This is a genomic window from Burkholderia sp. Ap-955 (assembly GCF_011753045.1).
Taxonomy (GTDB): Bacteria; Pseudomonadota; Gammaproteobacteria; order Burkholderiales; family Burkholderiaceae; genus Burkholderia; species Burkholderia lata_D.
This window is the reverse complement of the sequence record NZ_VWWH01000014.1, coordinates 88247-99691: the sequence shown is the minus strand read 5'-3', so window position 1 is coordinate 99691 and position 11445 is coordinate 88247. Positions and strand designations below refer to the sequence as shown.

At 68.2% G+C, this 11445-nt stretch carries 9 protein-coding genes; 7 read left to right on the top strand and 2 right to left on the bottom strand.

What is annotated here, in order from left to right; translation table 11 throughout:
• Nucleotides 1–36: 36 nt before the first annotated feature.
• The 7 genes from F3J15_RS11200 to F3J15_RS11170 all read left to right on the top strand — a co-directional run bounded on the left by F3J15_RS11200 (nt 37) and on the right by F3J15_RS11170 (nt 9323).
• Nucleotides 37–1374, top strand: coding sequence for an NAD(P)-dependent oxidoreductase (locus F3J15_RS11200; protein WP_166890784.1), 1338 nt, complete (start codon nt 37–39; stop codon nt 1372–1374).
• A 64-nt stretch (nt 1375–1438) separates the two neighbouring features.
• Nucleotides 1439–2755 (top strand): NAD-dependent dihydropyrimidine dehydrogenase subunit PreA, encoded by a 1317-nt coding sequence (gene preA / locus F3J15_RS11195; protein WP_166890781.1) that lies wholly within the window; start codon nt 1439–1441, stop codon nt 2753–2755.
• A 100-nt stretch (nt 2756–2855) separates the two neighbouring features.
• Nucleotides 2856–4364 (top strand): NCS1 family nucleobase:cation symporter-1, encoded by a 1509-nt coding sequence (locus F3J15_RS11190; RefSeq protein WP_166890778.1) that lies wholly within the window; start codon nt 2856–2858, stop codon nt 4362–4364.
• Nucleotides 4365–4398: 34 nt separating this feature from the next.
• On the top strand, nt 4399–5856 hold the full coding sequence (gene hydA / locus F3J15_RS11185) for a dihydropyrimidinase (protein ID WP_089449087.1): 1458 nt from the start codon (nt 4399–4401) through the stop codon (nt 5854–5856).
• Between the two features lie 338 nt (nt 5857–6194).
• Complete coding sequence (locus tag F3J15_RS11180; protein WP_069249965.1) at nt 6195–7469, top strand: NupC/NupG family nucleoside CNT transporter; 1275 nt, start codon at nt 6195–6197, stop codon at nt 7467–7469.
• A gap of 38 nt (nt 7470–7507) precedes the next feature.
• Nucleotides 7508–8824, top strand: a complete 1317-nt coding sequence (deoA, locus tag F3J15_RS11175; RefSeq protein WP_166890775.1) for a thymidine phosphorylase — start codon at nt 7508–7510, stop codon at nt 8822–8824.
• Between the two features lie 109 nt (nt 8825–8933).
• On the top strand, nt 8934–9323 hold the full coding sequence (locus F3J15_RS11170; protein WP_089476578.1) for a cytidine deaminase: 390 nt from the start codon (nt 8934–8936) through the stop codon (nt 9321–9323).
• A gap of 34 nt (nt 9324–9357) precedes the next feature.
• Here the strand turns inward: F3J15_RS11170 and F3J15_RS11165 are convergent, their stop codons facing one another.
• Together F3J15_RS11165 and msrA are read right to left on the bottom strand one after the other, a co-directional pair.
• Nucleotides 9358–10473, bottom strand: coding sequence for an aromatic ring-hydroxylating dioxygenase subunit alpha (locus F3J15_RS11165; RefSeq protein ID WP_166890772.1), 1116 nt, complete (start codon nt 10471–10473; stop codon nt 9358–9360).
• 256 nt (nt 10474–10729) lie between these two features.
• Nucleotides 10730–11425, bottom strand: coding sequence for a peptide-methionine (S)-S-oxide reductase MsrA (gene msrA / locus F3J15_RS11160; protein WP_166890840.1), 696 nt, complete (start codon nt 11423–11425; stop codon nt 10730–10732).
• Between the last annotated feature and the right edge of the window lie 20 nt (nt 11426–11445).

Here is an 11445-nt window from a genome sequence, read left to right as displayed (position 1 = left end):
GGACGGCTTTGTCTCCACCCAGTCGAAGGAACGCGTATGACCACCAAGCCAACCGGCGATATCGCCGCGCATCGCCTGTCGTCCACGCAACTCTCGTGCGAATTCGCCGACATCGCGCCGCTGCTCGATCCGACTGCCGCGGCGGCGGCGGCCAGCCGCTGCCACTACTGCTACGACGCGCCGTGCGTGCAGGCCTGCCCGACGCAGATCGACATCCCGAGCTTCATCCGCAAGATCGGCAACGGCAACCTGAAGGGCGCCGCGACCGACATCCTGTCGGCGAATCCGCTCGGCGGGATGTGCGCACGCGTGTGTCCGACCGAGATCCTGTGCGAAGGCGCGTGCGTGCGCAACCACCAGGATGCGCAGCCCGTCGCGATCGGCGCGCTGCAGCGGCATGCAACGGATTGGGCGATGGAGACCGGCGCGGTGCGCTTCACGCGCGCGCCGGACACGGGCCGCCAGATCGCGGTGGTCGGCGCGGGGCCGGCCGGGCTCGCGTGCGCGCACCGGCTCGCGCTCGCCGGGCACCGCGTCACGCTGTTCGACGCGCGCCCGAAGGGTGGCGGCCTCAACGAATACGGGATCGCCGCATACAAGACCGTCGACGATTTCGCGCAGCGTGAAGTCGAGTGGCTGCTGTCGGTGGGCGGCATCACGTTGCAAACCGGCGTCGCGCTGGGCCGCGACATCACGCTCGACGCGCTGCGCGAGCAGCACGACGCGGTGTTTCTCGCGATTGGGCTCGGCGGCGTGCGGGCGCTTGCGATCGATGGCGAGCAACTGAACGGCGTGATGAACGCGGTCGATTTCATCGTGCAGGTGCGGCAGGCCGATGCGCTGGAGAACGTGCCGGTCGGGCGGCGCGTGGTCGTGATCGGCGGCGGCAATACGGCCATCGATGCAGCGGTGCAGAGCCGCAAGCTCGGCGCCGAGCGCGTGACGATGGTGTACCGGCGCGGCGTGGATGCGATGAGCGCGACGTGGGCCGAGCGCGAGTTCGCGCAGAAGAGCGGCGTCACGCTCGTCACGCATGCGAAGCCGGTGCGCATGGCAGGGGAGAACGGGCAGGTGACGGGTGTCGAGTTCGAGGCGGCATCGGGCGAGCGTTTCACCGTCGATGGGGACATGGTGCTGAAGGCGATCGGCCAGACGCTGGTGCCGGACGCCATCGACGCCGCGCTGCTGACGGCGGACGGCGCCCGCATCGCGGTGGACGCCGACGGCCGCACCGCATGGCCCGACGTGTGGGCCGGCGGCGACTGCGCGGCGACGGGCGGCGTCGACCTCACGGTGCAGGCCGTGCAGGACGGCAAGCGCGCGGCCGCGTCGATCGACGCAACGCTCGCGCAGCGCGACGCGAAGGCCGCGTGACCGCACCACGCGCGTCACGCACCACGAGCACAACCAACACGACCCCACTCTCACGGAGCCGACCATGGCCGACCTTCGCTGCACCATCGCTGGCATCACTTCGCCGAACCCCTTCTGGCTGGCGTCCGCGCCGCCGACCGACAAGGCCTACAACGTGAACCGCGCGTTCGAGGCGGGCTGGGGCGGTGTCGTCTGGAAGACGCTCGGGCTCGATCCGCACGTCGTCAACGTCAGTTCGCGCTATGGCGCGGTGCAGTGGAACGGCCAGCGCATCGCGGGGCTGAACAACATCGAGCTGATCACCGACCGTCCGCTCGACGTGAACCTGAGAGAGATCGCGCAGGTGAAGCGCGACTGGCCGGACCGCGCGCTGATCGTGTCGCTGATGGTGCCGTGCAACGAGCGGGACTGGAAATGGATCCTGCCGCTCGTCGAGGATACGGGCGCCGACGCGGTCGAGCTGAACTTCGGCTGTCCGCACGGGATGAGCGAGCGCGGGATGGGCGCGGCGGTCGGGCAGGTCCCCGAATATGTGGAGATGGTCACGCGCTGGGTGAAGGAAGGCACGAAGCTGCCGTGTCTCGTGAAGCTCACGCCGAACATCAGCGACATCCGGATGGGGTCGCGCGCCGCGTACAAGGGCGGTGCGGACGGCGTGTCGCTGATCAACACGATCAACTCGATCGTCGCGGTCGATCTCGACCATATGGCACCGATGCCGATGGTCGACGGCAAGGGCACGCACGGCGGCTATTGCGGCCCGGCGGTCAAGCCGATCGCATTGAACATGGTGGCGGAGATCGCGCGAGACCCGGAAACGCCGAACCTGCCGATCTCGGGCATCGGCGGCATCTCGTCATGGCGCGACGCGGCAGAGTTCATGGTGCTCGGCGCCGGCAGCGTGCAGGTGTGCACCGCCGCGATGCATTACGGATTCCGGATCGTGTCGGACCTCGCCGACGGGTTGTCGAACTGGATGGACGAAAAGGGCTACGCGACGCTCGACGACATCCGCGGCCGCGCGGTGCCGAACGTGACCGACTGGAAATACCTGAACCTGAAGTACGACATCAAGGCGCGCATCGACCAGGACCGCTGCATCCAGTGCGGGCTGTGCCATATCGCGTGCGAGGACACGTCGCACCAGGCGATCACGGCGACGAAGGACGGCGTGCGCCACTTCGAAGTGGTGGACTCGGAGTGCGTCGGGTGCAATCTTTGCATGCATGTGTGTCCGGTCGAGCAATGCATCACGATGGAGCGTGTCGATTCGGGCGACTACGCGAACTGGACCACGCATCCGAACAATCCGGCGAGCGCGGAGGCGGGGGCGAGTGCAGGCGCGGGGGCATCCGAGAAGCACGCGAAGAAGGCTGCTTGACGGCGTCCGGCGAGGCAGGTCATCCTGCATCGCCGCCTTTCGTTCCACCCGGGCCGGCATCGGACGATGCCGGCGCTGACGTTTTCGTGGAGTGAGTCAGATGAATCACGCAGCGAATCCCGCCGATCCCGATAGCGCCGCGGCGCAGGGCGGCAGCCTGTACAACGACGACCTCGCGCCGACGACGCCGGCGCAGCGCACGTGGAAGTGGTATCACTTCGCGGCGCTATGGGTCGGGATGGTGATGAACATCGCGTCGTACATGCTCGCGGCCGGGTTGATCCAGGAAGGCATGTCGCCGTGGCAGGCGGTGATGACCGTGCTGCTCGGCAACCTGATCGTGCTCGTGCCGATGCTGCTGATCGGCCATGCGGGCGCGAAGCACGGGATTCCTTACGCGGTGCTCGTGCGCGCGTCGTTCGGCACGCAGGGCGCGAAGCTGCCGGCGCTGTTGCGGGCGATCGTCGCGTGCGGCTGGTACGGGATCCAGACCTGGCTCGGCGGCAGCGCGATCTATACGCTGCTGAACATCCTGACCGGCAACGCACTGCATGGCGCGGCGCTGCCGGTCATCGGCATCGGGTTCGGGCAGCTCGCGTGCTTCCTCGTGTTCTGGGCGCTGCAGATCTACTTCATCTGGCACGGCACCGATTCGATCCGCTGGCTCGAGAGCTGGTCCGCGCCGATCAAGGTCGTGATGTGCGTGGCGCTCGTGTGGTGGGCGACGTCGAAGGCGGGCGGCTTCGGCACGATGCTGTCGGCGCCGTCGCAGTTCGCCGCGGGCGGCAAGAAGGCCGGGCTGTTCTGGGCGACCTTCTGGCCGGGACTCACCGCGATGGTCGGCTTCTGGGCGACGCTCGCGCTGAATATTCCCGACTTCACGCGCTTCGCGCATTCGCAGCGCGACCAGATGATTGGGCAGTCGATCGGGCTACCGTTGCCGATGGCGCTGCTGTCGGTGGTATCGGTCGTCGTGACGTCGGCGACCGTCGTGATCTACGGCAACGCGATCTGGGATCCGATCGACCTGACGAGCCGGATGACGGGCATCGGCGTGGGTATCGCACTCGTGATCCTCACGCTCGACACGATGTGCTGCAACCTCGCCGCGAATCTCGTCGGCCCGGCCTACGACTTCTCGAGCCTGTGGCCGAAGGCGATCTCGTACCGCACGGGCGGGATGATCACCGCGACGATCGCGATCGTGATGATGCCGTGGAAGATCCTCGCGACGACGGACGGCTACATCTTCACCTGGCTCGTCGGCTATTCGGCGCTGCTCGGGCCCGTGGCGGGGATCCTGATGGTCGACTACTTCCTGATCCGCGGCACGCGCCTCGACACGCGCGCGCTGTTCGACGAGCGCGGCGGCTTCAGCTACGCGCGCGGCTGGAACCCGGCCGCGCTGGCCGCGCTCGCCGTCGGCGTGCTGCCGAACCTGCCCGGCTTCCTGCATACGGCTTTTCCGGCATCGTTTCCGAACGTGCCGGCGTTCTTCAACACGCTTTACACGTACGCGTGGTTCGTCGGCCTCGTGCTGGCGTCGTGCGTGTACGGCACCTGGATGAAGTGGCGCGCCGGACAGCACGCGCAGATCGCGAGCGCTTGATGCGGCACCCGACAGTCAACGAGGAGGCAACCCCATGGCAATCCTGATTCGCGGCGGCACCGTGGTCGATGCGGACCGCTCCTATCGCGCGGACGTGCTCTGCGCAGCCCCGGAGGACGGCGGCACGATCCTGCAGATCGCCGAGCAGATCGACGCACCGGCCGGCGCGACCGTCGTCGATGCGCACGACCAGTACGTGATGCCGGGCGGCATCGATCCGCATACGCACATGGAACTACCGTTCATGGGCACGACCGCGAGCGACGACTTCTACTCGGGTACGGCCGCCGGGCTCGCGGGCGGCACGACGAGCATCATCGACTTCGTGATCCCGAGCCCGAAGCAGCCGTTGATGGATGCGTTCCACGCATGGCGAGGCTGGGCCGAGAAGGCCGCGGCCGACTACGGCTTCCACGTGGCCGTGACGTGGTGGGACGAGAGCGTGCACCGCGACATGGGCACACTCGTGCGCGAACACGGCGTGTCGAGCTTCAAGCACTTCATGGCGTACAAGAACGCGATCATGGCCGACGACGAGGTGCTCGTGAACAGCTTCTCGCGTTCACTCGAACTCGGCGCGCTGCCGACCGTGCACGCGGAGAACGGCGAGCTCGTGTTCCAGTTGCAGAAGGCGCTGCTCGCGCGCGGGATGACAGGGCCGGAGGCGCATCCGCTGTCGCGGCCGCCGGAGGTCGAGGGCGAAGCCGCGAACCGCGCGATCCGCATTGCGCAGGTGCTCGGCGTGCCGGTGTATATCGTGCATGTGTCCGCGAAGGACGCGGTCGATGCGATCACCAAAGCGCGCAGCGAAGGGCTGCGCGTGTTCGGCGAGGTGCTGCCGGGCCACCTGGTGATCGACGAGGCCGTCTATCGCGATCCGGATTGGACGCGTGCGGCCGCGCACGTGATGAGCCCGCCGTTCCGCTCGGCCGAGCATCGCGAGGCGCTGTGGCGCGGGCTGCAGGCGGGGCAGCTACATACGACGGCAACCGACCACTGCGTGTTCTGCGCATCGCAGAAGGCGATGGGCCGCGACGACTTCACGAAGATCCCGAACGGCTGCGGCGGTGTCGAGGATCGCATGTCGGTGCTGTGGCATCACGGCGTGAATCACGGCCGCATCACGCCGAACGAGTTCGTGCGGATCACGTCGACGAACGCCGCGCAGATCTTCAACCTGTATCCGCGCAAGGGCGCCGTGCAGGTGGGCGCCGATGCCGACCTCGTCGTGTGGGACCCGGCCGCGACCAGGACGATCTCGGTGAAGACCCATCACCAGCAGGTCGACTTCAACGTGTTCGAAGGCATGACGGTGCAGGGCGTCGCGACGCACACGCTCACGCGCGGCGCACTCGCTTGGGCCGACGGCGATCTGCGGGCCGTGCGCGGCGCGGGCCGCTATCTGAAGCGCCCGCCGGCGGCCAGTTACTACGAGGCCGCGCGGATCGCGAACCGGTTGCGTGAACCGCATCCGGTCGAACGCGCCGGTTGAGCGTTGCGTGTCGCGCGGGGCGTGTCGGTTCGAACGGCACGCCCCGCGCATGTTCGAGCGTGCGTTTCCATTCGTGCCGGCACCGCTCCTGCCTCCTCCCCGCGTCACGCCAATTCTCTCAGTATTTGGGACGAATGGAGCGTGATCCCGCCTCTCCGATCGCCCGGTACATAGAAGAACTTAGCAAGTTGACGCAACCCGCGACGTCGCGCAAATGCGACCATTTTGTTTGCGTTGTCGGCGTGCATGCCCGCGAGTAATATCCACCGACGGCGTTGCGCAGGCGTGCCGGGCCGCCCGCCGAACAATCCAACAACATTGAGAGCAAGGAGTACGAGGTGGATATTCTGCGCAGTCTCCTGGGTATGCTGTTCCTGCTGCTGGTTGCCTATCTGCTGTCGAACAACCGGCGCGCGGTAAGCGGCCGGACCATGATCGCCGCGCTGTGCACGCAGCTGGCGATCGGCGCGCTGGTGCTGTTCGTGCCGGCGGGCCGCGCAGCGCTGGCGGGCGCCGCGAACGGTGTCAATCGCGTGCTCGACATGGGCAATCACGGCATCGCGTTCGTATTCGGCGGGCTCGTCGACAGCCGGATGTTCCAGCTGTTCGGCGACGGCGGGTTCGTGTTCGGCCTGCGCGTGCTGCCGATGATCATCTTCGTGACCGCGCTGATCGCGGTGCTGTACTACATCGGCGTGATGAAGTGGATCGTCGCGATCCTCGGCGCGGCGCTGGCGAAAGTGCTCGGCGTGAGCCGCATCGAGGCGTGCTCGGCGGTCGCGACGATCTTTCTCGGGCAAAGCGAGATGCCCGCGCTCGTGAAGCCGTTCGTGCGGAACATGACGAGCGCCGAGATCTTCACGGTGATGGCGAGCGGCATGGCGTCGGTCGCGGGTTCGGTGCTGGTCGGCTACGCCGGCCTCGGCGTGCGGATGGAATACCTGCTCGCCGCGTCGTTCATGGCGGTGCCGGGCGGGCTGCTGTTCGGCAAGCTGCTGTATCCGACGGTCGAGCCGAGCCGCGTCGTGGTCGACGGGCTCGACTTCGACGACAAGCGGGCCGCCAATGTGATCGAGGCGGCGGCGTCCGGCGCGTCGGTCGGGCTGCGGATCGCGATCAACGTCGGCGCGATGCTGATCGCGTTCGTGGGGCTCATCGCGCTGATGAACCTGATCGTCGGCGGCGTGGCCGCGTTCGCGGGCTTTCCGCAGATCACGCTGGTCGGTATCATCGGCCACCTGTTCGCGCCGCTCGCGTGGATCATCGGCGTGCCGTGGCACGACGCGGCGCTGGCCGGCAACTTCATCGGCGAGAAACTGATCTTCAACGAGTTCGTCGCGTATGGCGACCTGTCGCCTTACCTGAAGGGCGGCGAGCACGTCGCGGCCGCCGGCCTGCAGGTGCTCGACCCGAAGACGCTCGCGATCGTGTCGTTCGCGCTGTGCGGTTTCGCGAACTTCTCGTCGATCGCGATTCTCGCGGGCGGCTTCAGCGCGGTCGCGCCCGAGCGTCGCTCGGAAGTCGCGCGGCACGGCCTGCGCGCATTGACGGCCGCGACGCTGTCGAACCTGATGAGCGCCGCGATTGCCGGCCTGTTCTTTTCCCTGCATTGAGCCCGCAGCGGCCATCGACCGATCGAGGAGAGGCAACGATGTTCTTACCGCAGGAATTCATTCGCCGGAAGCGCAACCGGCAGCCGCTCGATCGCGACGAGATCGCCGCGTTCGTGCGCGGCGTGACCGACGGCAGCGTGACCGAGGGCCAGGTGGCCGCGTTTGCGATGGCCGTGTATTTCAACGACCTGAGCACCGACGAGCGCGTTGCGCTGACACTCGCGCAGCGCGACTCGGGCGACGTGCTCGACTGGCGCGCGCTCGAGCTCGACGGGCCGGTGATCGACAAGCATTCGACCGGTGGCGTCGGCGATGTCGTGTCGCTGATGCTCGGGCCGATGGTGGCCGCGTGCGGCGGCTATGTACCGATGATCTCGGGGCGCGGGCTCGGCCATACCGGCGGCACGCTCGACAAGCTCAGCGCGATTCCAGGCTACGACGTCACGCCCGATACGGACGCGTTTCGCCGTACCGTGCGCGACGTCGGCGTCGCGATCATCGGGCAGACCGCGCGGCTGGCGCCGGCCGACATGCGCATCTATGCGATTCGCGACGTGACGGCGACCGTCGAGTCGGTCGCGATGATCACCGCGTCGATCCTGTCGAAGAAGCTCGCGGCCGGGCTCGACGGGCTCGTGATGGACGTCAAGGTCGGCTCCGGCGCGTTCATGCCGACCGCCGAGCAATCGGCGGAACTGGCGCGCAGCATCGTCGACGTCGGCAACGGCGCCGGCATGAAGACGACCGCGATCCTCACCGACATGAACCAGTCGCTCGCGCCGTGCGCGGGTAATGCGCTCGAAGTGGTGTGCGCGATCGACTACCTGACGGGCAAGTCGCGTCCGGCGCGCCTGCATGAGGTCACGATGGCGCTGTCGGCGGAGCTGCTCGTCACCGGCGGGCTGGCATGCGACGTCGCAGCGGCGCGCGCGAAGTTGCAGCAGGCGCTCGATACGGGTGCGGCAGCGGAACGCTTCGCGAGAATGGTCACGGCGCTCGGCGGCCCCGCGGACCTGATCGACGCACCTGCGCGTCATCTGGCGCGGGCGGAGGTGATCGTGCCGGTACCGTCGCGCGAGAGCGGCGTGGTGCAGCGGGTCGATTGCCGCGCGCTCGGGCTCGCGGTCGTCGCGCTCGGCGGCGGCCGCACGCGCGCGGCGGATGCGATCGACTACAGTGTCGGCCTGACGGCGCTCGCGGAGATCGGGCAGCGTGTCGAGGCCGGCCAGCCGCTCGGTTACGTGCATGCCCGCGACGCCGCAACAGCCGCGCACGCGGTGGACACGATCCAGCGCAGCTACGTGCTGGGCGAGACGGGCGACGCGCCGCCGACCATTTATCAGCAGATCGGCTGACTGCTCGCCGGTGCGGGCACAGGCGATCACTTCACGTCACGGGGGTATCGCGACGGTCGGGGTTTGGCCGCGCCGATACCTCCCCGCACACAATCGAGGGTATGACGAGATGGAACGAAACGAACTGATCGAGGCGGCGAAGGCGGCGCGCGAACGCGCGTATGCGCCGTATTCGCGCTTCAAGGTCGGCGCGGCGCTGCAGGCGCGCGACGGGACGGTTTTTCACGGCTGCAACGTCGAGAACGCGTCCTACGGGCTCTGCAATTGTGCGGAGCGCACGGCGATGTTTTCGGCCATTGCCGCCGGTTATCGTCCGGGGGATTTCACGCGGCTCGCGGTGGTGGGCGACACGGACGGTCCGATCGCGCCGTGCGGCGCGTGCCGCCAGGTGATCATCGAGATCGGCACGCCCGATATCGAAGTGATCCTGGCCAACCTGAAAGGGGCCGTCGAGGTCACGACGGCCCATGCACTGCTGCCGGGCGCGTTCCGGTTGTAACGGCGCGCGCGACTCACGCCACGCGCCGCCCGCATCACGCGCCGTCGCGCGCGTCGCGGATCGGGATCACCGTGCGCGCGCCGCATTGGCGCAGCAGGTCGCGCAGCTCGTTGATGACCGGAAACACCTCGTGGTTCCAGTCGGCGCCTTGGGCGTCGTGCGCTTCCTGCTCGCGCTCGACGATCCAGCGATCCTCGCGGAAGATGCGTTCGGTGAACCAGACGAGCAGCGGCCACGCGAGATCGAGCGCGAACGGGATGCCGGGCTTGTGGATCGACAGCAGTCCGAACGTGCGGTTGGTACGCTGCTCGGCGTCGAGCGGCACGTAGACGATCCACAGGTCCATCACGAGCGTGCCTTCGCTCGAGCGGATCTGCAGCGTCTGGTACGGGTAGCCGGTGCGCACCGTCATCACGCTCTTGTCGGACTGGTCGGCCGGCTTCTTGCTGGCGCCGAACACCAGCGCTTCGCCCACCGGCTGCTTGCCTTCCATCCGCGCGAACGTGTAGTCGACCTCGACCCAGTCGTCGCCGCGGCGCCGGCCTACCGAGCGCGCGCGCATCTGCCCCATCTGCTTGCGATGCAGGAACTGATGGTTCATGTCCATCAGGTTCTCGTGCATGAACGAGTAGTGGCACTTGACCTCGCGGCCGAAGCGGCGCGTCTTGTATGCACGATTGTCCGCCGATTCGAGCGCGGGGAACGGCCGGGTGTCGGCGAGCGTCGCATCACCCGGGAACACGAAGATCAGCCCGTGCGCTTCGCGGCACGGATACGCGCGCACGCCGTTGGGCAGGCGCTCGCGGCCGAGGTACGGCACGTCGACGCAGCGGCCGCTGTCGCACGCGTAGGTCCAGCCGTGATAGCAGCAGCGCAGCGTCTCGCCGCTCACGACGCCCGCGTGCAGCGGCACCTGGCGGTGCGCGCAACGATCCTCGAGCGCATACACGGCGCCGGATTCGGTGCGCACGAGCACGATCGGATCGCCGGCGAAGCGCACGCCGAGCGTCTTGCCGCGTTTCAGCTCGCGCGACCACGCGAGCGGGTACCAGTGATCGGGATGAATCGGCACGCGGCGCAGGTCGCGCACGGCCGTGCCGGAAGAGGGTTCTACAAGGGTGCCGCTGTCAGGAATGGGCACTGCGCGCATGCGTGACGTCTCCTGGCTGAACTGGGATTCCGGGCGCCGCATGATGCGGCGGGGATCTGGAGAAGTCTACGCGAAGTTGCCTGCCGCGGCGGACGCGATGCGGGTTTGCCCCGGCACGGCGGTCGCCGTTTCGTTGATGCAGCGCAAACCGGGTCGAAGGCGGCGCGCGCCGGGTCCGGGGTGGCCGCACGGGCCCAGGCCGTGCGGCAGGCGCCACGCCGTCACCCCCTCACCCCGTCACGCGGCCGCTTGCCGGTCACGAGCGCGCATCGCGCCACAGTACGGCGTCGGTGCGGTACAGCGCCGGGAAGTGCTGCTTCAGCCCGGCGATCTTCGGCATGTCGTTGTAAGCGATGTACGGCGCGTCGGGGTGCAGTTCGAGGTAGTTCTGGTGATACGCCTCGGCCGGGTAGAACCCCTTGTAGTCCTCGACGCGCGTGACGACGGGCGCCGGAAACACGTGCGCGGTGCCGAGCTGCGCGATGTACGCGGTCGCGACCGCGCGTTGCTGCGCGGTGGTCGGGAAGATCGCCGACCGGTACTGCGGCCCTTCGTCGGGGCCCTGCCGGTTGAGCTCGGTCGGATCGTGCGCGACCGAGAAGAACACCTGCAGCAGCCGGCCGTACGTGATCTGGGTCGGATCGTAGACGATGCGAACCGATTCCGCGTGCCCGGTCAGCCCCGAGCCGACGAGCGCGTAGTGCGCGGTTTCGGACGCGCCGCCCGCATAGCCGGCCGTGACCTGCTTCACGCCTTTCACGTGCTCGAACACGCCCTGCACGCCCCAGAAGCAGCCGCCGGCGAGCACGGCCGTCTCGTCGTGCGATGTGCCGGGTGTTTCGTCGAGCGTCGGGGCGGGCACGGTGCGCATCGGCTCGGCGGAATTGACGATGCGCTGGTAGCCGAACACGGCGGCAGCCGCGACGGCGATGGCGCCGATGCGGCGCAGCATCGCCGTGCGCCGTTGCGGTG